Source organism: Microbispora siamensis (assembly GCF_016863095.1).
Classification (GTDB): domain Bacteria; phylum Actinomycetota; class Actinomycetes; order Streptosporangiales; family Streptosporangiaceae; genus Microbispora; species Microbispora siamensis.
This window is the reverse complement of record NZ_BOOF01000068.1, coordinates 15,597-37,783: the sequence shown is the minus strand read 5'-3', so window position 1 is coordinate 37,783 and position 22,187 is coordinate 15,597. Positions and strand designations below refer to the sequence as shown.

At 73.3% G+C, this 22,187-nt stretch carries 25 protein-coding genes; 11 read left to right on the top strand and 14 right to left on the bottom strand.

Annotation, left to right across the window (positions count from 1 at the left end; translation table 11 throughout):
* Positions 1 to 6 precede the first annotated feature (6 nt).
* Both Msi02_RS39745 and Msi02_RS39740 read left to right on the top strand, forming a co-directional pair.
* Positions 7 to 1,275 carry an APC family permease gene (locus Msi02_RS39745; RefSeq protein WP_204052906.1) on the top strand — a complete coding sequence of 423 codons (1,269 nt, stop codon included), beginning with the start codon at positions 7 to 9 and terminating at the stop codon, positions 1,273 to 1,275.
* 61 nt (positions 1,276 to 1,336) lie between these two features.
* A complete protein-coding gene (locus Msi02_RS39740) occupies positions 1,337 to 2,053 on the top strand; it encodes a MerR family transcriptional regulator (RefSeq protein ID WP_204052905.1) in 717 nt (238 codons plus the stop codon).
* Positions 2,054 to 2,084: 31 nt separating this feature from the next.
* On the opposite strand, the gene Msi02_RS39735 is transcribed toward Msi02_RS39740, so the two are convergent.
* The 4 genes from Msi02_RS39735 to Msi02_RS39720 all read right to left on the bottom strand — a co-directional run bounded on the left by Msi02_RS39735 (position 2,085) and on the right by Msi02_RS39720 (position 5,919).
* Complete coding sequence (locus tag Msi02_RS39735; RefSeq protein ID WP_204052904.1) at positions 2,085 to 3,041, bottom strand: phosphotransferase family protein; 957 nt, start codon at positions 3,039 to 3,041, stop codon at positions 2,085 to 2,087.
* 87 nt (positions 3,042 to 3,128) lie between these two features.
* On the bottom strand, positions 3,129 to 4,013 hold the full coding sequence (locus Msi02_RS39730; RefSeq protein WP_204052903.1) for a fructosamine kinase family protein: 885 nt from the start codon (positions 4,011 to 4,013) through the stop codon (positions 3,129 to 3,131).
* A gap of 75 nt (positions 4,014 to 4,088) precedes the next feature.
* A complete protein-coding gene (locus tag Msi02_RS39725) occupies positions 4,089 to 4,889 on the bottom strand; it encodes a putative protein N(5)-glutamine methyltransferase (protein ID WP_204052902.1) in 801 nt (266 codons plus the stop codon).
* Between the two features lie 142 nt (positions 4,890 to 5,031).
* Positions 5,032 to 5,919, bottom strand: a complete 888-nt coding sequence (locus Msi02_RS39720) for a sigma-70 family RNA polymerase sigma factor (RefSeq protein WP_204052901.1) — start codon at positions 5,917 to 5,919, stop codon at positions 5,032 to 5,034.
* 64 nt (positions 5,920 to 5,983) lie between these two features.
* Here Msi02_RS39720 and Msi02_RS39715 point away from each other — a divergent pair, with 64 nt between their 5' ends.
* Complete coding sequence (locus tag Msi02_RS39715; protein ID WP_204052900.1) at positions 5,984 to 6,709, top strand: FMN-dependent NADH-azoreductase; 726 nt, start codon at positions 5,984 to 5,986, stop codon at positions 6,707 to 6,709.
* Between the two features lie 6 nt (positions 6,710 to 6,715).
* On the opposite strand, the gene Msi02_RS39710 is transcribed toward Msi02_RS39715, so the two are convergent.
* The 4 genes from Msi02_RS39710 to Msi02_RS39695 form a co-directional block, all read right to left on the bottom strand.
* Positions 6,716 to 7,765: a DUF418 domain-containing protein gene (locus Msi02_RS39710; RefSeq protein ID WP_204052899.1), complete on the bottom strand. Its 1,050-nt coding sequence runs from the start codon at positions 7,763 to 7,765 to the stop codon at positions 6,716 to 6,718.
* Positions 7,766 to 8,114: 349 nt separating this feature from the next.
* On the bottom strand, positions 8,115 to 8,705 hold the full coding sequence (locus Msi02_RS39705) for a DinB family protein (RefSeq protein ID WP_204052898.1): 591 nt from the start codon (positions 8,703 to 8,705) through the stop codon (positions 8,115 to 8,117).
* 194 nt (positions 8,706 to 8,899) lie between these two features.
* Positions 8,900 to 9,208 (bottom strand): MiAMP1 family antimicrobial peptide, encoded by a 309-nt coding sequence (locus Msi02_RS39700; protein ID WP_079313963.1) that lies wholly within the window; start codon positions 9,206 to 9,208, stop codon positions 8,900 to 8,902.
* A 98-nt stretch (positions 9,209 to 9,306) separates the two neighbouring features.
* Positions 9,307 to 9,570: a choice-of-anchor P family protein gene (locus tag Msi02_RS39695; protein WP_204052897.1), complete on the bottom strand. Its 264-nt coding sequence runs from the start codon at positions 9,568 to 9,570 to the stop codon at positions 9,307 to 9,309.
* Positions 9,571 to 9,832: 262 nt separating this feature from the next.
* On the opposite strand from Msi02_RS39695, the gene Msi02_RS39690 reads away from it, so the two are divergent.
* From Msi02_RS39690 to Msi02_RS39665, 6 genes are all read left to right on the top strand, one after another.
* Complete coding sequence (locus Msi02_RS39690) at positions 9,833 to 10,318, top strand: FBP domain-containing protein (RefSeq protein ID WP_204052896.1); 486 nt, start codon at positions 9,833 to 9,835, stop codon at positions 10,316 to 10,318.
* Positions 10,319 to 10,704: 386 nt separating this feature from the next.
* Positions 10,705 to 11,064: a hypothetical protein gene (locus Msi02_RS39685; RefSeq protein ID WP_204052895.1), complete on the top strand. Its 360-nt coding sequence runs from the start codon at positions 10,705 to 10,707 to the stop codon at positions 11,062 to 11,064.
* A 98-nt stretch (positions 11,065 to 11,162) separates the two neighbouring features.
* On the top strand, positions 11,163 to 12,416 hold the full coding sequence (locus Msi02_RS39680) for a sensor histidine kinase (RefSeq protein ID WP_239109211.1): 1,254 nt from the start codon (positions 11,163 to 11,165) through the stop codon (positions 12,414 to 12,416).
* Positions 12,413 to 13,063, top strand: coding sequence for a response regulator (locus Msi02_RS39675; RefSeq protein WP_204052894.1), 651 nt, complete (start codon positions 12,413 to 12,415; stop codon positions 13,061 to 13,063). Before Msi02_RS39680 ends, Msi02_RS39675 begins: the two co-directional genes overlap by 4 nt.
* On the top strand, positions 13,060 to 14,562 hold the full coding sequence (locus Msi02_RS39670; RefSeq protein ID WP_204052893.1) for a hypothetical protein: 1,503 nt from the start codon (positions 13,060 to 13,062) through the stop codon (positions 14,560 to 14,562). The genes Msi02_RS39675 and Msi02_RS39670 overlap by 4 nt, the downstream gene beginning before the upstream one ends.
* Positions 14,483 to 14,845 carry a hypothetical protein gene (locus Msi02_RS39665; protein ID WP_204052892.1) on the top strand — a complete coding sequence of 121 codons (363 nt, stop codon included), beginning with the start codon at positions 14,483 to 14,485 and terminating at the stop codon, positions 14,843 to 14,845. Before Msi02_RS39670 ends, Msi02_RS39665 begins: the two co-directional genes overlap by 80 nt.
* A 24-nt stretch (positions 14,846 to 14,869) precedes the next feature.
* Here Msi02_RS39665 and Msi02_RS39660 read toward each other — a convergent pair whose 3' ends face one another.
* Positions 14,870 to 15,421: a TlpA family protein disulfide reductase gene (locus Msi02_RS39660; RefSeq protein ID WP_204052891.1), complete on the bottom strand. Its 552-nt coding sequence runs from the start codon at positions 15,419 to 15,421 to the stop codon at positions 14,870 to 14,872.
* A 227-nt stretch (positions 15,422 to 15,648) separates the two neighbouring features.
* On the opposite strand from Msi02_RS39660, the gene Msi02_RS39655 reads away from it, so the two are divergent.
* Entirely contained in the window at positions 15,649 to 16,362 is a 714-nt protein-coding gene (locus Msi02_RS39655; protein ID WP_204052890.1) for a response regulator transcription factor, read from the top strand.
* Positions 16,363 to 16,389: 27 nt separating this feature from the next.
* On the opposite strand, the gene Msi02_RS39650 is transcribed toward Msi02_RS39655, so the two are convergent.
* The 4 genes from Msi02_RS39650 to Msi02_RS39635 all read right to left on the bottom strand — a co-directional run bounded on the left by Msi02_RS39650 (position 16,390) and on the right by Msi02_RS39635 (position 19,604).
* A complete protein-coding gene (locus Msi02_RS39650) occupies positions 16,390 to 16,917 on the bottom strand; it encodes a MauE/DoxX family redox-associated membrane protein (RefSeq protein ID WP_204052889.1) in 528 nt (175 codons plus the stop codon).
* A complete protein-coding gene (locus Msi02_RS39645; protein ID WP_204052888.1) occupies positions 16,917 to 17,384 on the bottom strand; it encodes a S26 family signal peptidase in 468 nt (155 codons plus the stop codon). The genes Msi02_RS39650 and Msi02_RS39645 overlap by 1 nt, the downstream gene beginning before the upstream one ends.
* Before the next feature lie 69 nt (positions 17,385 to 17,453).
* A complete protein-coding gene (locus Msi02_RS39640) occupies positions 17,454 to 17,639 on the bottom strand; it encodes a hypothetical protein (protein WP_204052887.1) in 186 nt (61 codons plus the stop codon).
* Between the two features lie 99 nt (positions 17,640 to 17,738).
* On the bottom strand, positions 17,739 to 19,604 hold the full coding sequence (locus Msi02_RS39635) for an ABC transporter ATP-binding protein (RefSeq protein WP_239109210.1): 1,866 nt from the start codon (positions 19,602 to 19,604) through the stop codon (positions 17,739 to 17,741).
* Positions 19,605 to 19,780: 176 nt separating this feature from the next.
* On the opposite strand from Msi02_RS39635, the gene Msi02_RS39630 reads away from it, so the two are divergent.
* Positions 19,781 to 20,044: a hypothetical protein gene (locus tag Msi02_RS39630; RefSeq protein ID WP_239109207.1), complete on the top strand. Its 264-nt coding sequence runs from the start codon at positions 19,781 to 19,783 to the stop codon at positions 20,042 to 20,044.
* Between the two features lie 851 nt (positions 20,045 to 20,895).
* Here the strand turns inward: Msi02_RS39630 and Msi02_RS39625 are convergent.
* The gene (locus tag Msi02_RS39625) at positions 20,896 to 21,543 is read right to left on the bottom strand and encodes a Tn3 family transposase (RefSeq protein WP_204052886.1); all 648 of its coding nucleotides are present in this window, start codon (positions 21,541 to 21,543) and stop codon (positions 20,896 to 20,898) included.
* Positions 21,544 to 22,187: the final 644 nt, after the last annotated feature.

The window sequence follows — 22,187 nt, the reverse complement described above, 5'->3', positions numbered from 1 at the left end:
TACGCGATGGCGCGCACCCCGGCAGGCGCCGGGCAGGGGCCGCTGGAGCGCCGGCTGGGCCTGGCCGACGCCGTGGTCATCGGGCTGGGTTCGATGATCGGCGCGGGGATCTTCGCCGCCCTGTCACCGGCGGCGCGGAAGGCAGGGTCCGGGCTGCTGCTCGGGCTGACGGCGGCGGCGGTGGTTGCCTACTGCAACGCGACCTCCTCGGCCCGGCTGGCCGCGCGCTACCCGGCCTCCGGCGGCACCTATGTGTACGGGCGGGAGCGGCTGGGGGACTTCTGGGGCTACCTGGCGGGATGGGCGTTCGTGGTCGGCAAGATCGCCTCGTGCGCCGCGATGGCGCTGACCGTCGGCTCCTACGTCTGGCCGGAGCAGGCCCACGCGGTGGCGGTGGCGGCCGTGGTGGCGCTGACCGCGGTCAACTACGCGGGGATCCACAAGAGCGCCTGGCTCACCCGGGTCATCGTCGGAGCGGTCCTCGCGGTGCTGGCCGCCGTGGTGGTCGCGGGCCTGACCTCCGGCGCCGCGGACCCGGGGCGGCTGGACGTCGGTGCCGACGCCACCGCGGGCGGGGTGGTGCAGTCGGCGGGTCTGCTGTTCTTCGCCTTCGCCGGTTACGCCCGCATCGCCACCCTCGGTGAGGAGGTGCGCGACCCGGCGCGGACCATTCCCCGGGCGATTCCGCTCGCGCTGGCCATCACCCTCGTCGTCTACGCGGCGGTCGCGGTGGCCGCGCTCGCCGTGCTGGGCGGCGCCGGACTGGGCGACGCGGTCGCACCCCTGGCCGCCGTCGTGCAGGAGGCCGGGCACCCCGGCCTGGCTCCGGTCGTACGGGCGGGCGCCGCGGTCGCCGCCACCGGTTCGCTGCTCGCGCTGATCCTCGGGGTGTCGCGCACCACGCTGGCCATGGCCCGAGACCGGCACCTGCCGCACGCGCTGGCCGCCGTCCATCCGCGCTTCAAGGTGCCCCACCGCGCCGAGCTCGCGGTCGGCGCGGTCGTGGCGATCCTGGCCGCGACCGCTGACCTACGCGGCGCGATCGGATTCTCCTCCTTCGGCGTGCTGGTCTACTACGCCGTCGCCAATGCCAGCGCCTGGACCCTCGGCCCCGGTGAGGGACGGCCGCCGGGGGCCGTGCCCGCCGTCGGCCTGGCCGGGTGCCTGATCCTGGCCTTCGCCCTGCCGCTTTCCTCGGTGGTCTCCGGGGCCGCCGTGCTGGCGGCCGGCGCCGCCGTCTATGCCCTGCGCCGGAACCTGACGAGCGGAACTTGAGACTAGCGGGGCATTACCATGTGCGGATGCGACCCGAAGCCTCAAGTCCGGTGAGCCACAGGTGAGTCACAGGGCGCTGCGCCCGGTCGATCTGGCGCGGGAGGCAGGAGTCTCCACCCAGCAGATCCGCAACTACGCCGACGCGGGAATCCTCCCGCCCGCCGAGCGGACGGCCGCCGGCTACCGCAGGTTCGACACGCGGCACCGCGAGGCCCTGCTCGCCTACCGGGCGCTGGCCAAGGGGTACGGGTGGGAGGCCGCCCGTTCGATCATGCTGGCGGTGCACGACGGCGACCTGGCGGGCGCGCTCGCCCTCGTGGACGCCTGCCACGCCGCGCTGCACCAGCAGCGGCTCGCCCTGCGGGCGACGGGGGAGGCACTCGAAGCGGTGGCCGGGCAGGACCCCGGCGGCCCGGCGGCGCCGCAGTCCGCCCTGCGCATCGGAGAGGTGGCCGCCCTCCTCGGAGTACGCGCCTCGGCGCTGCGGGTGTGGGAGACCGCCGGGCTGCTGACGCCGCAGCGCGAGCCCGGCACCGGCTACCGGTGGTACGGCCCGGCCGAGGTCCGCGACGCCCGCATGATCCTCATGCTGCGGCAGGGGCGGTATCCGCTGGCGCGGATCGGGGACGTGCTCGACGGCCTGCGCCGCACCGGCAGCACCGAGGCGCTGCGTGCCGCTCTCTCCGAACGCGGCGCCGCCCTCGCCTCCACGGCCGTCGCCATGCTCGAAGGATCGGCGCGCCTGCACGACTACGTCACCGGCGCCGCGGCGCGCTGACACGCCTGACCCAGTGATCTCCGCTCGCGGCCTACAGAGCCCACCAGTGCGTGGCCAGGCAGTCGAGAGTGGGCTGCGGCGGCGCGGGCAACCGGGTCAGATACCAGGCGAGGCTGCTGTAGCGGTGCAGCAGGGCATAGGCCAGCAGCCGTCTGCTCAGCTGTTCGCCCAGGTCGGACTCGCGGTAGCCGTACGCGAGGAGCAGGCGGCGCAGGATCTCGGCCTCGCCGCAGGAGAAGAACAGCCCCACCGAGGCGAACTCGTACTCCCGGGCGCCCCGCATCGCCGGTTCGAAGTCGAACAGGCCCGACAGCCGCCAGCCGTCGCCGTCCCGCACCACCCTCAGGTGCTCGCGCATGACCTCCGTGTGCAGCAGCACGGGCGCGGACGGCGGGAGTTCGACGCTGTCGAGGAAGCCCGGGATCTGGGCCAGCCACGCCTCGTCCAGCCCGTCGGCCCTGTGGTGGGCCACGCACGCCTCCCGGCGCGTACGGATGAAGCCGTCCCAGTCGTGCGGACCCACGACCGCGTCGACGGCGGGGGAGGAGACCGCATGGAGCGCCGCCAGCGTCTCGCCCACGGCGGCGGCGAGTTCCACCCGGTCGTCTCGCGGGATGTGCGGCCACGCCTCTGCGAGGCTCTCGCCGTGCAAGCGCGTCATCAGGATGTAGCTCCACCCGTCGACCCGTCCCGCTTCAAGGACCCGGGGCGTCGGGACCGGCAGGCGTCCCTCGACGGCCCGCAGGACGGCGTGCTCGACGTCGTACCCTTCCGGCAGGGCGGTCGAGGGGTAGAGCTTGAGCACGTGCCGGTCGCCCACCGCGTAGACCGGCAGCGACCCGTCGGCGAAGCGCTCGACGCGTTCGTCACCGAGCCCGAGCCCCCGCACCAGGGCGGAGACGGCCGGGCCGAGACGGGACTCGTCCCGCCGGACGGCCATGAACTGCTCGTGGGTCTCGGCCGGCGGCAGCCGCACATCGGAAAGCACGGCCCGACAATAGACGAGGGCGCAGGAAGCCGATCAACTGGTTTTCCCGCGGCAACCGCCACTGCGTCCCCATGCCCTCAGCTGAGCTCACGGCCTCCGCCGGAACGGGGCGAGCGTGGCGCGTACGAGGTCGGCGGCGCCCCAGTCGGGCTCGAACTGGGCGATCACGGCCAGGTGCTGGCGTAGCTGGAGGATCGGCATGCGTTCGCGCCAGTCACGGTCGAGCCCGGTCAGCTCGGCGTACAGCTCGAAGAACCCGTGCGCCTCGGGCGGCGGCGCCGTCGTCCAGAGGTGTGCCAGGTCGACCTCGGCCCACGTGTACGAGACGGCCGGGTCGATCAGCGCGGGCCGCCCATCGGGGGTGGCCATGACGTTCAGCGCCCACAGGTCGCCGTGCGTCAGGCACGCGGGCCTGACCGGCAGCAGCTCGGGCAGCCGGTCGCACAGCCGCTCCAGCGCCGCCCGGTCCGCCGTGCCGAGCGCCTCCTGGACGCGACGCTCGCCGAGCCAGCGCAGCAGACGGTGCTGGGCGAAGAACTCGAACCCGTCGTCATCCCAGGTGTTGACCTGCCGGCGACGGCCCAGCCAGTTGTCCCGGTGCCAGCCGAACCGGGGGTACCGCGTGGCGGTGTGCAGGTGGGCGAGCGCATGCGCGAACCGCTCCCAGAAGGACTCGGTGTCCGGCCGGGGCTGCAGCACGGACAGCACGAGCAGGTCGCGGTCCGCGAGGACGATCTCGGGAGTGGCGACGCCGCCCGCCTCGCGCAGCACGGTGAGCCCTTCGGCCTCCGCGGCGAAGGCGTCGTCCGACGGCGGCTCGCCGAACGCCTTGACGAACACCGACGTGCCGTCGCCGCGGCGCGCGATCCCCGCAGTCGCGGCGAGGCCTCCAGTGGCCGGCTCGACCGCGACGACGTCGGTCAGGCCGGCCGCGTGCAGGCGTTCCAGCAGGAGAGAACTCGCTTCTGTCACGGGTGTGCTCCTCTACTCCCCGAGGTCCCCCCGGAAAGGCGCCCGAAGCCGATCAACCGGGTTTCCCGCCGGCCGTCACCTGCGTGCGCCGCCCGGCATGGTTCCGATCACGGTGGTCGCGTCCAGTTCCTCGTCGTGTGTCAGGCGGGCGGCGAGCCCGGCGCGGGCGACGGCGTCGGTGGTCTCCCTGGCCTGGCCCTCGCTCGTCTCCACCAGCAGGTGGCCGCCCGGGGCGAGCCAGCCGCCCGCCCCGGCGACGACCCGCCGTACGACGTCGAGCCCGTCCGCGCCGCCGTCGAGCGCGACCTGCGGCTCGTGTACGCGCGCCTCCGGCGGCAGCAGCCCGATCGCGCCGGTGGGCACGTACGGCGGGCTGGCGACGAGGACGTCCACCCGGCCCCGCAGGGCGGCGGGCAGAGCCGCGTACAGGTCGCCCTCGTACACCCTGCCCCCGGCCGCGGCGAGGTTGCGGCGGGCACAGCGCACGGCGGCGGGGTCGACGTCCACGGCGTGCAGCTCGACCGGCCCGACGGCGGCGGCCAGCGCCGCGCCCATCGCGCCCGAGCCGCAGCACAGGTCGACGACGACGGCGCCCGGCCGGGCCAGTGCGGCGGCCTGGCGGACCAGGAGCTCGGTGCGCGGCCGGGGCACGAAGACCCCCGGGTCGACGGCCAGCCGCAGGCCGCAGAACTCGGCCCATCCGAGGACGTGTTCCAGGGGCAGGCCGGCGGCGCGCCGGTCCACCATGTCGTCGAGCTCCGCGGGCGTACGCGCGGCGGAGGCCAGCAGACGGGCCTCGTCCTCGGCGAACACGCACCCGGCGGCCCGCAGCCGGGCCACGATCGAGGGAAAAGCGGGGGAGAAGGACAGTGACAAGGGAGGGCCTTTCGGTGTGCCGAGGGCGCTCCCGCGGTCGCCTGTCTCTACGCGACCGTACGCACGGGGAGAAGGGAGCACCCGACCTGTTCAGCGGTAATGGGGCTCACCTCCTCGCGTCGTCGCCGCCGTGACCGGCACCCTACACCAGAAGGGCGAGGTCCAGTGCGCGTAGGCGTACGGGGTCGGCCACCACGTCGATCTCGGCGATCCGCTCGCCCTCGATCGCCAAGGCGAGGGCGAGCAGCAGCCGGCCGCGCGGGGCCACCACGGCGCCCACGGCCCCGTTGACGAGCGCCGGTTCGGCGAACCGGGCCCGCCGGCCGAGGACGACGGTCTCCCGCGCGACCGCCCCCGCGCCGCGCACCACCGCCGGCACACCCGGGGGCAACGCGGCCGGATCGGCCCGGCGCACCACTCCGGGCGCCAGCACCGCCATCAGCGCCTCCATGTCGCCCTCGCGTGAGGCGGTGAGAAAGGCGTCCACGACGCGCCGGTGCCGCGCGGCCTCCGCGCCGGCGGCCTCGGGCCTGCCCCGCAGCCGGTGGCGTGCCCGGCTGGCGAGTTTCTTGGCGGCGACCGGCGACCGTCCCACGATGGGGCCGATCTGGTCGAACGGCACGGCGAAGACGTCGTGGAGCACGAACGCGACCCGTTCGGCGGGAGCCAGCGTGTCCAGCACCACGAGCAGCGCCCGGCCCACGGAGTCGGCAAGCACCGCCTCCTGCTCGGGGTCGCCCGCGCCGTCCCCCGCCTGGTCGTCGCCCACCAGGTCGTACGGCCCGGGTGCCGCCTCCTCCCGGCGGGCGGCGCGGGCGCGCAGCATGTCGAGGGACACGCGGGAGACGACCGTGGTCAGCCACCCGCCCAGGTTCGCGACCCCGCCGACGTCGGAGCGGCTCAGCCGCAGCCAGGTCTCCTGGACGGCGTCGTCGGCCTCGCCTCCGGTGCCGAGCATCCGGTGGGCGACCGCGCGCAGATGAGGACGGTAGGTCTCGAACAGTTCCGCCAGCCCGTCGTGCTCACCCATCGGTCACCTTTCCCCCGCGTGCCTCGTCACCACGATGACGGACGCGAGACAGGAGAGGTGACAGGTGACGTCCTTGCTGCATGTCGATTCCAGCGCGTGCCTCGCGGGTGATTCGGTCACCCGGCGGCTGACCGCGTCGTTCGCGGAGGTCTGGTGCCGGCGGCACGGCACGAGCGGGTACCGCTACCGGGATCTGGCGGCCGACCCCGTGCCGCTGGTGTCGCACGCGTACACGACGCTCGGCCGCCGGGTGGAGCGGCACGGCGTCGTCCCGCTCGCGCGGGTGGCCGCGATGGCCGCCGGCCCGGCCGAGGAACGCGAATGGGCGTTGACACTGCCGCTGATCAGGGAACTGCTGGCGGCCGGCACCGTGCTGGTCGGCGTCCCGATGTACAACTTCACGGTGCCCGCCGCGCTCAAGGCCTGGATCGACCGGGTGACGTTCCCGGGGGCGTACGTCGATCCCGCGACCGGGATCAGCCGCCTGCGCGGCACGACGGTGGTCGTGGTCGCCGCCAGGGGCGGCGCCTACGGCCCCGGCACCCCGCGGGAGGGCTTCGACTTCCAGACGCCCTACCTGCGGACGTACTTCCGCGATCTGGGGGTGGCCGAGGAGAACCTGCACGTCGTGCAGGCCGAGATGACCCGCGCCGGGGACGTCCCCGCGCTGGCCCGCTTCAGGGAACTGGGAGACAGGTCGCTCGCCGAGGCGTACGCCGCGGTGAGCGCGCTGGCCGGGGAGGGGGAGGGTGACCGGGCGTTCCCGCAGGCCCTCGGCGCGCGACCGTGACGCCGTCTACTCCCGGCGGAGGGGCGGGCGGCGGGCCCAGGTGGCCCAGCGCCACAGCCACTCCAGCGGGCCCTGCCGGTAGCGGCGCAGCCACAGGGTGGACCACACCCACTGGACGGCGAGGATGCCACCGGCGATCAGGGGCACGGCCGAGGCCGGCCAGGTGTGCGGCGGGCCATCGAGGGCGCGGCTCGCCGCCAGCACCAGGACCGTCGCGGACAGGTAGTTGGTCAGCGCCATCCGTCCGAGCGGCGCGAACACGGCCCGCAGCACCGGCCGCAGCGGGGTCCTGAGCACGACCAGCAGGGCGCAGACGTATACCCCGGCGATCAGCAGCCCGGCCCCGGCCAGTGCGATGCTGAAGCCGCGGCCGGCAGTGTCGAACCGGGTCTGGAGCCACAGCACGGGCGCCGCGGCGACGGCCAGCACCAGCCCGAGCGTGGCCGGCACGCGTGCCGACTGCTCCAGCCGGTCGATCACGCCGTACCTCACCAGTGCCGAGCCCAGCAGGAACAGCCCGGCGATCAGGGCGAAGCGGTCGCCTCCGACGAGCAGCGACAGCGCGACGAACGCGGGGGCGAGGGCGGCGACGGCCAGGCGGGGCAGCCAGGTCGAGGGCAGCAGCACCAGCAGGCCGACGACGGCGTAGGTGCTCAGGATGTCGCCCTGCCACAACAGCACGAAGTGCGCCACACCGAGCGCGAGCAGCACCAGGAGCCGGCGCAGCAGGACCACGCGGGGACGGGCGGTACGGGCGGCCGCGGAGTCCAGCAGCAGCGAGAACCCGACGCCGAAGAGCAGGGAGAAGATCGGGAAGAAGCGCTGCTCGACGAGCAGGCCCAACCAGACGGCCTCGCTGCCCCCGGGGGCGGACGGCGCGACGAACGCGCCGGTCGCGGCGATCGGCTGGACGTTGGCGAGCAGGATCCCGCATAGCGCGAACCCGCGTACGACGTCGAGCGCGGCGATGCGCGGGCGGCCCGCGGAGGTGGTGGCGTGGCCGGTCCCGCCGGGCCTTGGGAGCGTGGCGGGGGAGGTGGGGTTTTCACGGTGCATGGGGGTTCATCCTGCGGGCGGCGGCCCCCTGCCGTTATCGGCCGGAAGCATGGTTCGCGCCGCCCGCGACCGTACTTCCGGCCGGTTCCGGAGGCCGGGCTCAGCGCGGCGGGGGGGCGCAGGTGCGGCCAGGCCGGCCAGCAGGACCTTCAGGGCCTTTCCCCGCCGCTCCGGCGGGACCGAATCGGCCAGCCGAACTGGTCGCCGTCCCCACCGGCAGCCTGGCCCCCGTACCGCCCGCGCTCGCCCCCGAGATCGCCGCCTGTCTTCCCCCGGCGGGCATGGTCGCGCTCCGCCTGCTCAAGGCGGCGGGGCCGCTGAAGGGCAGCCGGCTGTTGACCACCTGCGATCAGCCCCGGGCGGCTTGCCGGGCCGTCTGCTCCAGCCGGTTCCGGTAGCTCTCCCACCACTCCTGATCGCCGGAGGGCAGGTTGAGGTTCCCGTCCCGCACCCCGGCCGCTCCGTCGACGAGCTCCCTGACGATGTCGGCGTGGCCGGCGTGCCGGTTGGTCTCGGCGATCACGTGCACCAGGATCTGGTGCAGCGTCACCTCGCTCCGCTCGTCCGGCCACCATCGCACGCGGCCAGTCGCGTCGAGGGCCAGCGTGGCGATCGTGGTGTCCGCGTGCTGCCACACCCGGCGGTACAGCCCGACGATGTCGTCGCGCGACTCGTCCGCCGTGGCCCACATGTCCGCGTTGTCCTCGGCGTCGTCCGCCGTCCACGGCAGCGGTTCGCCGAACGGCCACCCGAAGGTCTCGCCGAAGTAGCCCGCCTCCACCCCGGCGAGGTGTTTGACGAGTCCGAGGAGGTTGGTGCCGGTGGGGGTCAGCGGGCGGCGGATCTCATACTCGGAGAGCCCGTCGAGCTTCCACAGCAGAGCGTCGCGGGCGGCTTGCAGGTAGCGTTGCAGATCATTTTTCGGGTCCGATGCGATCATCCACGCAGTCTTTCAGCCGGCGCCGGCAGCCCGCATCGGCGTTTCCCCCCAGCTCGACGAACGCGGACACGTCCGATCCAGGGTGATCCGCGGTGAGCAGCGCCTCGAATCGGCGCAGCCGGTCCTCCTGCCCGCGGAACGCGGAACGCCCCGCCCCCGGCGGATGCCGGAGGCGGGGCGGGGCGGGGCCGGGGTCAGCAGACGATGAAGATGCTCTGCCAGCCGACCGGAGTCCTCTGCTCCGCGTTTCTGTCGGCGGCGAGCGTGAAGTGGGCCACGCCCTGAGCGTCGGGCTGGTTGTACATCCGGCCGCTCTGGCCGTCGCCGTACCAGCGGTACGACCCGTGGAAGGGAATGTTGGACACGCCGCAGCGGTCGATGACCACCGACCTGCCGCTGAAGCCGGGTCCTTCATAGGCGACGTACTGGGAGGCGTAGGCGGCGCCGGCGCTGATCGCGATTGTCGCGGCCGTCAGGGCGGGGACGAGGACGAACCTTTTCATGGCGCTCCTTGGGCGGGCCGAACTTCTACTTTCAGTAATCGGATAGTAACGGAGAGTGCTCGACTCGTCACCCCCTGCTCATGGCGGGAGCTCTCTGATCATGCCGGAGCGTTGCGAGTGGTCAGGCGGCCGGGCACGGCCTGCCGGGGACGGTCAGGGCGGGCGGCCCTGGCGTGGCTGACCATGATGTCCACCCCTGCCGGCGTCCGTACGTGGATGGCGTTGACCGCGATGCCGGCGCCTCCGGCGGTCATCACCTGCTCGTTGACGACGACTTTCGCCACGAGTGGGATGTTGATCGTCAGGTTGGCCTTCGGGGCGATAACCGGCACTCCGCCGACCTTGAGGTTGGTGATGTGCACCACCGCGCTGCGGCGGCGCGGTGGGTGGCGTCCACGCGCTCGGGAAGGAGCGCGCCGAACCTGCCACCCTCCTCATGGCACTCACGCCAGGCGTACCCCCGGGAGGCTGACCTGGAGGACTACGTCAGCGGTCGCAAAGCGTGCTCGCACGGCTGCGGAAGATCAAGCGGGCCCGTGACCCTGGCCGCCGCGTCTGCCTAGGATTCCTAGGAGGAAACATAATCGATTGCCCATAAAACCGGCGGACGATAGCTTCGTACCTATGAGGCAAATTTCCGAGCGCGAGATCCGCGCCTCGTTCGTGAACTGCACCAAGGGTGAGGTCAAACGCCTTGCCGTACCCAGGGACCTGGATGTGCGACCCTGGGACGACCTGGACTTCCTGGGCTGGCAGGATCTCTCCTCGCCGGGTCGCGCGTACCTGATCGCCGAGCAGGGCGACCGTCTGGTGGGGGTGGCGCTACGACGGGCCGCCCCGAATGCCGGACATGTACGGCGCAGCATGTGCTCGCTCTGCCTGACCACGCACACGGGCGACGGAGTGTCGCTGATGACCGCCCGCCGTACCGGCGGCAGCGGCAACTCCGTCGGCGCCTACATCTGCACCGATCTCGCCTGCTCCCTCTATGTGCGGGGCAAGAAGGACGTCGGCCCCGGCGGGCGGATGCCCGAATCGCTCACGCTCGAGGAGAAGATCAGCAGGACCGCGGTCAACGTGAGCGAGTTCCTCCAGAAGGTGACCGCGTGACCGGCACTCCACACACGCCCGGCCTCCTGCGCACGTCGAGGCGACCGGTCGGCTGTCCCGCGTGATCGACCGGTAGTAGCAGGTGCCGCCACGCCGGTTGATGCGGGCCACGCCGGCCGGCGCGCTGCTCCTCGGCGACCAGGATGGGCGACCCGGATTCCGGAGGGCGGCCGCGCTGCCACACTCCTGGAACCGGCCCGTCTCGGTCTCCATCCGCCGCTACTGTCCTGCTTCCGCGCCCCTGAATCCACCGATCGGTGGAGTCGCTCCACCGCGTGGGCGAGCGGCCGATTCCACCGCCCGCTCAGGAGATCGGGCGATCCGCGTCGGGTGCCTCCGTTGCGACGCTGATTCCCGTCGGCGGACGAAGAGACGGAGGCACCGACATGCGCAATGTGGTCTGGTTGATCAGCGGGTACGCCGCGGTCAGCCTGCTGACACTGGTGGCGGTGATCGTGTTTCGGCACGACGCGACGATGGTCACCACCGCGGTCTGGGTCCGCGGCACGCTCGTCGCCGCCGGCTCGCTGCTCACGCTGTTCTTCGCGTTCCGGGCGGCCCACGGCGATCGCCGGATGCTGCTGCGGCTGCGCGTCGTCACCGCGGTCATGCTGGTCGCGATCGTGGTGATCATCGCACTTCCCGGCACGTTCCCGCTCTGGTTCAAGTTCGAGCAGGGCATCTGCGGCCTGCTCCTGCTGCCCGTGGTCGTGCAGATCAACCGGCGCCGGCCGGTCCGGCCGTGAGTGTCGTGACCAGAGCGAGCTCGCGTGGGCGGCCGTGACGGCCGGGGCGGCGGCTAGATTGTTCCGCTGGGAGTAGATACGCGATGCAGAGTTGGCAGATGGCCGGGCCGGCGGGCTGGGAACAGCGGTTCCGGCCCATGGTCACCGTGGTCCCGTACGTGCTGCTGGCCGTCATGGCCGCCCTGACCATCGCCTTCAAGCACGACCAGCCGGGCTCCCTCGCCATCGACCTCGCGCTCTGCGCGGCCGCCGCGGTGTGGAGCCTGGCGCTCTTCACACTGCACCCGGCATGGCGCGACCGGATCGGCGTGATGGGCGTCTTCCTGGCGGGCCTGATCGTGTTCGGCCTGGTCATGGTTCTACGCAACCCGTGGTTCGGCTTCTACACGCCGGCGCTGTACTTCTACGCGTACCGGATCATCGGCTGGCCGCGCGAGCTGTACTTCGTCGCCGGCGTCGCGGTGGTGGCCGGCACGGCACAGTCGGGCGGCCTGGAGCTGGGCTCCTGGGTCGGCCGCCTCGAGTACCTGGGGATCCTGGCCGTCAACGTCGTGCCGATGTGCCTGGTGGCCTGGATGGGCGAGATCGGCGCGCGGTACTACGCCTCCCGGGAGGCGGCGCTGCGCGAGGCCCGGGAGGCCAACGCGCGGCTGGCCGCGGCGCTGGCCGAGAACGCGGCGCTGCAGGAACGGCTGGTCGAGCAGGCCCGCGCGGCCGGCGTTCTGGACGAGCGGGCCCGGATGGCTCGGGAGATCCACGACACGCTGGCCCAGAGCCTGACCGGCATCGTCACCCAGTTGCAGGCCGCCGAGCAGGCGGCCGACGACCCGGCCGCGTGGCGCCGGCACCACGCGGCGGCGACCTCGCTGGCCCGGGAGGGCCTGACCGAGGCGCGGCGCTCGGTGAACGAGTTGCGCCCGGAGCCGCTGGAAACCGGCCGCCTGGCCGACGCCATCACCGAGGTGGCGGCCACGTGGTCGGCCCGCCACAGCATCCCGGCCCAGGTCACCGTCACCGGCGAGACCCGCACCATGCGCCCGGAGGCCGAGGTCGCCCTGTTACGGGTCGCCCAAGAGGCCTTGGCCAACGTCGCCAAGCACGCCGGCACCGCCACCCGCGTCGGTCTCACCCTTTCCTACATGGACCGGCAGGTGGCCCTCGACGTCCGCGACGACGGCCGCGGCTTCGACCACCCGGCCGCGCAGGTCGAGCGCGACGGAGGCTTCGGCCTGGTGGCGATGCGGCAGCGGATCGAGGCGCTGTCGGGCACGTTGCAGATCGAATCGGAGGTGGGGGGTGGGACCGGGATCTCGGCCTGCCTGCCCGCCGAGGCACCGGAGGTGCGTTCGTGAGTGACCCGATCAAGCTGCTCATCGCCGACGACCACCCGGTGGTACGGGACGGGTTGAGCAGCATGTTCGCTCGCGACCCCGAGTTCACCGTGGTCGGCGAGGCAGCGGAGGGCGCCGAGGCGGTCCGGCTGGCCGAGGCGCTCGGGCCGGACGTGATCCTGATGGACCTGCGGATGGCCGGCATGGACGGCGTCACCGCGATCGGCGAGCTGACCCGGCGCGGCGTACCGGCCCGGGTGCTGGTGCTGACCACCTACGACACGGACAGCCACGTGCTGCCCGCGATCGAGGCCGGCGCCATCGGCTACCTGCTCAAGGACGCGCCGAGGGACGAGCTGCTGCGCGCCGTACGGTCGGCCGCCCGCGGCGAGGTCGCGCTCTCTCCGTCGGTCGCCGCTCGCCTGATGAGCCGGCTGCGCACCCCGGCGCCGTCGACCGGCCCGTTGAGCCAGCGCGAGCTGGAGGTGCTGCGCCTGGTGGCGGCCGGTCACACCAACCGGGAGGCGGCCGCCAGGCTGTTCATCACCGAGGCCACGGTCAAGACGCACCTGATCAACATTTATGCGAAGCTCGACGTCAACGACCGTGCGGCCGCGGTCGCGGAGGGTTACAACCGCGGCCTGCTCGGTGCTCCCGAGCGTCCGTGAACCTTGTGAGCAGGGACAAGGACGAGCTCGCCGCCGCCTTCCAGGCCGTCTCGGCGCGTTCGATCGAGTACGTCTCCTGCCGGTTCCGGCTCAACCTGCGCCTGGCGGTACGGCTGACCTGCGCGGTGTCCCTGCCGGGCATCAGGTGGCCGGCGCACCAGGGCACCGTGGTCGCCGCCGCCGTACTGTGCGCCGCCTACGACGTGGCGCTGTTCATGCTGCTACGGCGTGGGGCGCGGGTGCCCCACATGCTGCGCCTCACGCTGGACGTGCTGGACACCGCCGCCTGGTGTGTGATGTTGGGCGGAAGCGTGGAACCCGCGGCTCTCATCGCCTCGCCGTCGGGCTTGGAGGTGGCCCTGCGGAAGGGAGCGCGTGCCGTCGCCGTCCCCGTGGTCGTGGGTACGGCGGCCGCGGTCACCATGCACGCCGCCGGCGAGGCGGTCAGCGCGGCCCCGTTCGCGTTGCCCGCGCTGGGGGTGCTCGGCGGGCTGCTGATCAGGCGCTACCGGGCGGGCCGGCTGCGCGAGCGGCTCTGGGAGGCGGCGGCCGAGCGGCAGGCCGCCGCCGGGCGGGCGGAGCTGGCGGGGCAGCACAGCGTGGCCGTGGGCGCGGACACCGCTGTCGACGTGCTCACCCGCACCTGGCCGCTGCTCGCCGTGCCGGGAAGGTCCTCCGCCTTTCCTCTGGCCGCCTGGCGGCAGGGGCTGGCGGAGCGGGCGGCCGGGCACGCCGAGTATCTCGGCACCGCGCTGCTGCGCTGGGAGCGCGAGCACAACTCGGGGCATCCGGAGTTGCGGAGGGATGTGGACTTCGAGATCGAGGGCGCGGCAGGAGCGACCCTGCTGTCACCCGGTCAGGTCACGGCTCTCGGCGAGGCGCTCACCCTGCTGGGGCCGAGCGGCCGGGTGCCGGTCCGCGTGCCCGACGCCGCCCCGCTGGGACACCGTCAGGAGCTGTCGGTCGGCCCGCACCGTGTGGAGCTGGCGGCCGACCCCCGGCCGCGTACTCCGCCTTTCGATCCCGGCCCGTTGGTGATCGCGCTCGGCGGTATCGGGGGGCTGACCCAGGCGGGGGGCGACATGGACGGGGTGCCGCTCCCCGTCGCCGCCGCTGTCACCGCGCTCGCGCTGCTGACCGCGTGGTGGGCGCACCGCCTGGTCACCCGGCGGGGCCTGGCGGCCCGGCCCCGGGTCCTCGCCGCCTGCCTGACCGTCGGCGCGGCCGACGCGGTGGTCTCCACCCTGACGATGACCAACGTCGCGGCCGCCGGCCTCACCCGCCAGCCGTACCTGTATTTCCTGCTCTTCAGCGGCCCGCTCGCGATCATGTACCTGCGTGACCTCACCCGCCCGCAACGGCTGGCCACCGCGGCGGCGATGGCGGGGATTGTGGGCGGGGCGGCGATGCTGCTCCCCCGTGCCCCTGTCCGTCGCCGACGTCGCCGCGGCGGCGCTGTGGCCCCTGGCGTTCACCCTGGGGGCCTCCGCTCTGCGTGACCTGCTCGATGAGGAGGACCTGACCCTGGACGCCGCCATCGAGGCCGAGCGCGAACGCGCCGTGGCCGACGGGTTCCGCCGGGGCCGGGAGGAGGTGCTGCGGCTGGTGGAGAGCGCAGCGTCGGAGGCGGAGGACCGGCTGCGCCGGGACAGGGAGGCCATCGACGCGATGTTCCTGCCCGAGATCGAGCGCCGCCTCGCGCTTGTCCGGGACCGCCTTGCCGAACTGCGCCGCGTCGAGCCGCTCACAGCCGCAGGACCGGCCGGGGGATGGTTCCGATAGTTCCGGCGCGGGCTTCGGTCGCGCTCAGCCGGGCAGGGCTGCCGGGTTTCGCCGGTGGAGCGCGGCGAGCCCGACGCCCGACCGGCGTACGACGCCCTCGCCGGCCACCAGCAGGACCGGGAACGCGGTCACACCCAGCCCCCCGGCGAGCGCATGAGGCTCGTCGGACTCCACGACGTGCGCGACCGGAGCAAGCGCGGCGACGTAGCCGGCCCGTTCCCGGGCTGCCCCGCTGACCATGACGATCGGGCGAGGACTTCCGGCGGGCAGGTCCTTCAGGGCCTGCCGCAGCTCAGGCAGCAGGTCGCGGCACGGCTCGCACCCGGTCTTCAGGAACGCGACCACTCGCTCCGGCCCATCGAGGTCGGCTCGGTCCAGCCGAACCCCCTCGGTGGTCACGGCGTCGAACGGCGGGACCCCGGTGCCCGCCCCCGGCAGCGCTGGGCCGAACCCGGGACCACCCGTGACCAGGGAGTGCAGCCGCCGGTACCGCCGGGCCACCAGCAGGGACACGCCGAGCGCGGCCAGCGCGCAGGCGAAGGACAGGACGCTGATCGTCCACAACAGTGCGATCATGCGCAGCAGCATGCGGTGCGGGGCCGCGCGATCGGGCCAGGCTGATCGCGCGCGCGTCTGGACTACCCTCCTCGCTCCCTCGCGAAGCCGACCCTGAAACTTGCAGCGCGCCGCCATCCGTATCCGCTGGCAGCCGCCATGCGGGCGCAGGGCCGGCGGCAAGACTCTTGATCATCACGCGTGGAAGGGCTGTAATGCGGCCGTCGTCGCGGGAGGGGGAGGGCCGCGTGGGGGCCTCGGTGACGTGCAGGCGAGTGGTGGTCGTGGACGACGACGACATCAGCAGGGTCGGGCTCGCGGCGATCCTCACCGCGACCCCCGGGATCACCGTCACGGCCGCGCTCGACCACGACCAGGCGATCGGCGCGGACGCCTGGCTCGACGCCGACGTGGCGCTGATCGACGCCGCGGACGAACGCCGGGACGACGACCAGTTCCCCGGCGTGAGCGTGGTGCAGCACATCCGGAGCGGCGGCCGCCCGACCACGATCATCGTGATGACCGGGCACTTCTTCGACGGCGCCATCCGGCGCCGGATGCGGGAGGCGGGCGCCGATCTCTTCTACCACCGCGCGGAGCTCGCCGACGCGCAGGCGCTCCGCGCGACCGTGCTTGGCCTCTCGGGCCGGCCGGTCCCCTGCCCGGAGGATCCCGAGGAGGAGATCCGCCTGGGGGTGTCCTCCGTCAGCCGGGTCAACGCGGCGGTGCGGTACGCGGTGGAGCGCCGCCTCCCAGAGCTGCTGGCCGAGCGGGCCAACCCGCGCTCGCGGGCGTGGGAGCGGCTGCGACGGGAGTTCAACGGGCATGCCCGGCTGCTCGCCATGACCTGCGACGGCCGGGTACCCGACCGCGAGCAGGAGCTGCCCTCGCTGCCGCAGATCTCCCGCTTCCTGCGCTGGGCCACCCGGGTGAAGGTTCGCTTCCCCGGCGCGGACGACTGAGCCCTGCCGGGGCGGCGTACAGCACGGCTACGGCGGTCCGAGCAGCTCGGCGAGGTGATCCAGGGCCGCCACCGCAGCCGCCGCCGCAAGCGCCACCAGAAGGCAGGCGGCGACCTCCGGCACGCCCCACGACTCCACAGGGGCGGGGACGGTCCCCCGCACGGGCGTCGCGGCGACGAGGACGGCGGCCAGCAAGACGGCGTTGCGGACCAGGTGACGCGCCCCGACCGGGGCCGAAGACGGCCCGAAGCAGGCGCACGGGCCGCCCGTCCCCGCCCGTACGGCGACGGCCAGCGCCACGGTGAACGCGACGAGCAGCGCCCCGGCCAGCCCGAGCCCGAACGGCGCCGTCGCCGGCCAGGGCAGGGTCAGCGCCGCCGTCAGCTCTCCGGCGGCCACCAGAGCGGCCACCGCGGCGGACGACCCTCGTCCCCGCACCCGTCCGATCCTCCGTACGGCCGCCACGAACGCGTCCCGGTCCCGGGCCTTGCCCACCGCGGACACCAGGAGGACCCCGGCGAGTGCCAGCCGCAACGACAGGCTCACATACCCCATCACTGCGCCTCCCGGCCGGAAGGGCTCGAGGGGCGGACGGGCGGGCGGGGCGCCCGTTCCAGCACCGCCACGACCACCCCGGTCAGCGCGCGGACCGGTAGGAACCCCCAGTCACGGGAGTCCGCGCTGTGCGCCGAGTCGCCGTAGACCACGACCCTGCCGCGAGGGACCCGTTCCGTCGCGGCCACCCCGCGCATTCCCTCCGGGACCGGGTCGCCGGGCACCGCGACGACCCGCTTCACCAGGTACGGCCCGAACCCCGGGGGCCCGACCGGCCACGTGGCCGGGGCGCGGAACACGACCGTCCGGCCCCGTCGCACCCACCGCATCCGGAGGACGAGCAGACGGTCACCGTCGTGGTAGGCGGGTTCCATGCTCGCACCGCGCACCGTCACCAGCAGGGCGCCCCGGCGCAGCGCTGTCGCGAGCCCCGCCGCCAGTGGAATCAGGAACAGCAATACCGTCACGACCACCGCCACCTGTCTGTCTTCCGGTCACGGGCCGGGCCCGCCGGCCCGTGACGTACGCGTGCCGCACTACTGGCAGTAGTGGGAGACCGCGGTGAAGTTGCCGGTGCAGGCGACGCCACACCAGGTGGTGAAGCAGGAGCGACCGGGGCCGATGACGGTCGTCTCCTGGTAGCAGTAGTACTCGCCACAGTGGACCGCACGGGCCTCGACGTTCGGGATGAGCCTGTTCAGCAGGCCACGGAGCTGGGACATGTTCGCTTTTCCCTCTTCTGGGATCTCTTCGGTCTTCGTCGGTCTCGGGACCTCGTCCGGCTCTCGTCACCTCCTCTCGCGCCCGGGTCCCGTGGTGCGTCAGCCCGGCTCGGCCGCCAGCGCGGCGGAGTCCGGGGCGTCCCGATAGGCGGCCGACTGGAGCGCGAACAGCCGCGCGTACACGCCGCCGTGCTCCAGCAGCGCCGTGTGCGGCCCGCGCTCCACGATCCGGCCGCCGTCGAGCACGACGATCTCGTCGGCGTCGCGCAGCGCCCCCAGCCGGTGGGAGATCAGCAGGCTGGTACGGCCGGTCGTCAGCGACATCAGGCGCTCGTGCAAGGCGTGCTCGGCCTCCGGGTCGAGCCCCGAGCTGGGCTCGTCCAGGATCATGAGGTCGGCGTCCTCGCGCAGGAACGCCCGGGCGACGGCCACCCGCTGCCACTGGCCACCGGACAACTGCGCGCTGTCGTCGTCCAAGCCGACGAAGATCCGGCTGAGCAGGGTGTCGTACCCGTGGGGCAGGGCCGCGAGGGCGTCGTCCACCCCGGCCGGCCGGGCGGCGCGCCGGATGGCGCCCAGGTCGCCGAGCGCGTCCAGCCGGCCGACGCCGATGTTCTCCCGCGCCGTCAGGTCGTAGGTCATGAAGTCCTGGAAGACCGCCGTGATCCGGGAGCGCAGGTCCTCCGGCGCGATGGTCCGGATGTCGGCGCCGTCCCACAGGATCCGGCCACGCTGCGGTTCGTACAGCCGGCACAGCAGCTTGATCAACGTGCTCTTGCCTGCGCCGTTCACCCCCACGAGCCCGACGGAGGCGCCTCGGGGAATCACCAGGTCCACGCCCCGTAGCACCCACGGCCCGTCGTCGCGGTAGCGGAACCAGACGTCGCGCAGCTCGATACCGGTCCGCAGCGGTCGTGGCCCATCGGGGGCCGCGGCGGGCGCGGGCACCGGCTCGTCCACGATCGCCTGGTAGGCGCCGAACAGCAGCAGCGCCCGGTAGGCCGTGGCGGCCGACTCGGTGAACGCGGTGACCGCGCCGTACACGCCCGCGAGGGCGGCCAGGAAAAGCGTCACGTCACCGAGCGTGATCAGGCCGTGCATCGCCCGGTACGCGGCGACGGCGACGCCCGTCACCATCACCGCCCCCGCGAGCAGCTCCAGACCGGCGTCCATACGCAACAGACGGCGTTCCAGCCCCGCCTCGGCGTCATTGCCGGCGCGCAGCTCGCCCAGCATCCGCCCACGTAAGAAGTCGCCCAGCCCGAACAGCCGGATCTCCTTGGCGGCGCTGACGTCGGTGAGCAGCATCTGGTAGGTGAACTCGCGGCGGTGGACCGGCGACAGGCTCATCGTCAAGCCCGCCCGGCGGCGCCCGGCCCGCGCCTGCAGCAACGCCGCCGGCACCGCACCGGCCAGTACCGCCAGCACGATGGGCGGCCAGACGACCACCAGGGTGGCGAGGAACCCGCCGCCCTGCACCATTGCCCGGATCAGCGCGACAACCGAACGGGTGAGATCCCCTGGCGCCTGACCTCCCGCCTGCACGGCCAGCCGCAGCCGGTCGAGGAAAGCCGGATTCTCGAAGCGGTCCAGACCGACATAACCATTGACGCGGGCGAACAGCCGGTCGGCGGCCAGCAACCGGGCTGCCCGGGACATCGCGCCGGCCAGGTAGAACGCCACGCTGCGGTGCGCGCCGGCTAGCAGCCCGGCGACCGCCAGACCCACCGCGGCGGCGGTTACCCGGCCCACACCGGCCGCCTGGCCCCGGGCCAACTCGTCGACAAGCAGCTTGGTGAACCAGGCGGTGACCGGTGGCAGCGCCCCCTCGACCACCGCCAGGCCGAGCACCGTGAGCATCGCCCCTGGAGCCGCGGCAAGGCCGAGCCGCGCGGCCGCCGCCGCCTGCCGTACGGTGCCGCCCGGTGTCCTCTCCGGCGGCACGTCACGCTGTTCGCCGCTCACCCGAGCCCGCCCGCTATCCGGGTCGACAGCACGTCCATGCGGGCAATCGTGATCGGCGGAACCGCGCGAACCGGCTCCCCGGATCACGCGGGCGGCACCGGTAACCTGCCTCCTCCTTCCCGCGGACCATCTCTTGCATCTACGCGACAGACGACCGAGAGCGAATCCTGGAGTGGGTGGAGCGGGCGGCGGTGTTCTGCATCGGTGAGTACGCCGTACCGCCCATCGCCGGCCGCGTGCTGGCCTGGTTGATGATCTGTGATCCGCCGGAGCAGTCGGCGGGTCAGATCGCCGAGGCGATCGGCGCGAGCAGGGCGTCGGTCGCGGGCCTGGCGGCGTTCCGCGACATGACCGCGGCGGGAATGGAGCCGGCCGGCTCCGATCCGGCGCGCACCGGGCGGCTGCGCGCGGCGCACAACGTCTTCGACTGGATGGACTAGGCCTTCGTGAGCATGCCCGGGCCGTAACACGAGGGAGATGCCGATGAGGCGTGAGCAGGGGCGCAGCGCGATCGTGGCCGGGGCCGGATCGGAGGGCTGGCCGCAGCCGTCGGCCTGCTGCGCAGCGGATGGGACGTGACCGTGCTGGAGCGGGCCCGGGAACTGGGGGAGGTGGGCGCCGGCTGGTCGTTCGCGCCGAACGCGTTGCGCGTTTCAGACCTGGGGCCGCGGCGGACCTCCACCTGCCGCAGGAGGCCGACGGGCCGATGCCCGGCGTGGTGATGGGGCACAGCGTCCACCTGGTCAAGGAGGCACTGGCGCCCGGCGCCGCCCGGTGAACGGGCGCCGGAGGCCGAGTGGGGCTTCGAGCCCGCGCTGCTGGACGACATCCGCGGAATGGCGCGGGAGCGCGGCTACCGGGTGATGCGGATGCGCTTTCCCGAGCCGCAGGCGCCGAGCGCCCTGGTGGCGGACCTCTACCGATGGTGGTACGGCTCCCGCGGCATCGCCTCGCCACGGCTGCTCGCCGAGTCGTTCATCGTGATGGAGCCGTACTGGATGCTCTGGACGGGGTGGAGTCCACCCCGTTCTGGATGGAGTTCAACATGGAACCCTCGCTGCGCGCGGCCCACCGGTACCTCGACGCCGTCGAGCCGTTCGAGGAGATCGCGGTGATGCTTGTTCGACCACGGCGTCGAGTCGGTCGGGCTGCCTGCGATCGAGGAGTGGGCCGGGCTGCTGGCCCGGGGGCGGCGTGGCGGACGATGGCTCGGTGTCGATCCCGCCCGGTTTCCGGCCGACGTCGCGCAGTTCGCCCGCTACCATCCCGCGATGCGCCGCCTCCCCGAGCGTCATCCGCTGCCGCGGCCGCTCGCCCTGGCCGCGAAGCGCCGTACGGGCTCGGACCAGGCACGGGGATCACGCCAGGGGAAGGTGCGGGGGCCGCCGTCGATGGTGTGGATGGCGTCCAGGATGAACAGCGAGTCCCGCAACGTGCCGGGCACGACCAGGCCGCCAATGCCCATCACTTGGTCGTTGACGACATCCAGCCAGGTCACGCCGCGCTGGCGGCCGAAGTAGATCGGGTTGTGGCCGGTGCGCAGGTTGGCGACCGGGACCACGAACCGCAGCCCGTCGGCCGAGGCGATCTGCCCGCCGCCCCAGCAGTTCACGATGTCGATCCCGGCCTGAGCGGCGATGAGGCGGGCGTTGGCCGCCGAGATCGTCTCGGCGCGCAGGTACCCCTGGTCGACCTGCTGGAGACGGGCGCGTGTCAGCGCGGGCACGTTCGGTTTCTCGATCGGGACCAGGCCGACGTTGCACGCCTCGGCCACCAGCAGCCCGCACAGGCTGACCGCGAAGTCCTCCATCGCAGGGTCGGCGCAGGAGATGTGGGTGAAGTCGGCCGCCAGCCCGGTGCGGTCGAACACCTCCAGCAGCAGCTCGGGGAAGTCCACCCGCGGCAGCATTCCGTCGATCAGGGCGCGGAACTCGTCCATCAGCGGCGGCTCGGCCAGCGGCCCGAGCTAGTCCACCTGCAGGCGGCCGCCGACGAACTGCACTGCGGTGTTGTTCCCGAGGCCGTCCAGTACCCGGGTGTAGGCGCCCTCCAGCGCGCTCGCGAGCTCGGCCAGGTGCCCGGGCCGGTTTGTCCTCCAGCTCCAAAGCGGTCAGCACGCGCGGCCGCGCGGCCTGCCAGCCAGGGCCTTCCAGCAGGCGGGCGGCCGGATCGCTCCACCGGTCGGTGCCGGCGGCGAACACGTCCCGGCGGCGCAGCGCGGCGTGCAGGTGCATCACCGCGCACAGCGTGAACGCGGCCTTGTCGACCTGCCCGCTGCGCAGGTCGGGGTTGGCGAACACCAGCGGCCGCCACGACCTGGTGACCAGGTCCTCGTGCGCGGCGACATCGGCGCGGTCGTAGCGGCGGCGGGACTTGGCTATCTCAGCCGCCGCCCTCACCATCGCCAGCACCGGCTGGCCGGCCTCGACCGCACGGAAGTCGATGACCTCCAGCAGCAGCTCGATGAACTGCTGCACCGTCCGGTACCGCTTGACCAGCTCGGCCCGCCACGCCGCCGCGGCGTCGTCGTCGTCGGTGGCGGGCACGAAGGATGCGATCACCTCGACCGCCGCCGTCAGCTTC

Excerpts from the sequence above, each read along its gene's own strand:
- Msi02_RS39745 (WP_204052906.1), top strand. The coding sequence starts at position 7 with ATGGCGCGCACCCCGGCAGGCGCCGGGCAGGGGCCGCTGGAGCGCCGG.
- Msi02_RS39720 (WP_204052901.1), bottom strand. The coding sequence starts at position 5,919 with ATGGGTGAGCACGACGGGCTGGCGGAACTGTTCGAGACCTACCGTCCT.
- Msi02_RS39710 (WP_204052899.1), bottom strand. The coding sequence starts at position 7,765 with ATGCACCGTGAAAACCCCACCTCCCCCGCCACGCTCCCAAGGCCCGGC.
- Msi02_RS39705 (WP_204052898.1), bottom strand. The coding sequence starts at position 8,705 with ATGATCGCATCGGACCCGAAAAATGATCTGCAACGCTACCTGCAAGCC.
- Msi02_RS39700 (WP_079313963.1), bottom strand. The coding sequence starts at position 9,208 with ATGAAAAGGTTCGTCCTCGTCCCCGCCCTGACGGCCGCGACAATCGCG.
- Msi02_RS39690 (WP_204052896.1), top strand. The coding sequence starts at position 9,833 with ATGAGGCAAATTTCCGAGCGCGAGATCCGCGCCTCGTTCGTGAACTGC.
- Msi02_RS39685 (WP_204052895.1), top strand. The coding sequence starts at position 10,705 with ATGCGCAATGTGGTCTGGTTGATCAGCGGGTACGCCGCGGTCAGCCTG.
- Msi02_RS39680 (WP_239109211.1), top strand. The coding sequence starts at position 11,163 with ATGGCCGGGCCGGCGGGCTGGGAACAGCGGTTCCGGCCCATGGTCACC.
- Msi02_RS39660 (WP_204052891.1), bottom strand. The coding sequence starts at position 15,421 with ATGATCGCACTGTTGTGGACGATCAGCGTCCTGTCCTTCGCCTGCGCG.
- Msi02_RS39650 (WP_204052889.1), bottom strand. The coding sequence starts at position 16,917 with ATGGGGTATGTGAGCCTGTCGTTGCGGCTGGCACTCGCCGGGGTCCTC.
- Msi02_RS39640 (WP_204052887.1), bottom strand. The coding sequence starts at position 17,639 with ATGTCCCAGCTCCGTGGCCTGCTGAACAGGCTCATCCCGAACGTCGAG.
- Msi02_RS39625 (WP_204052886.1), bottom strand. The coding sequence starts at position 21,543 with ATGGACGAGTTCCGCGCCCTGATCGACGGAATGCTGCCGCGGGTGGAC.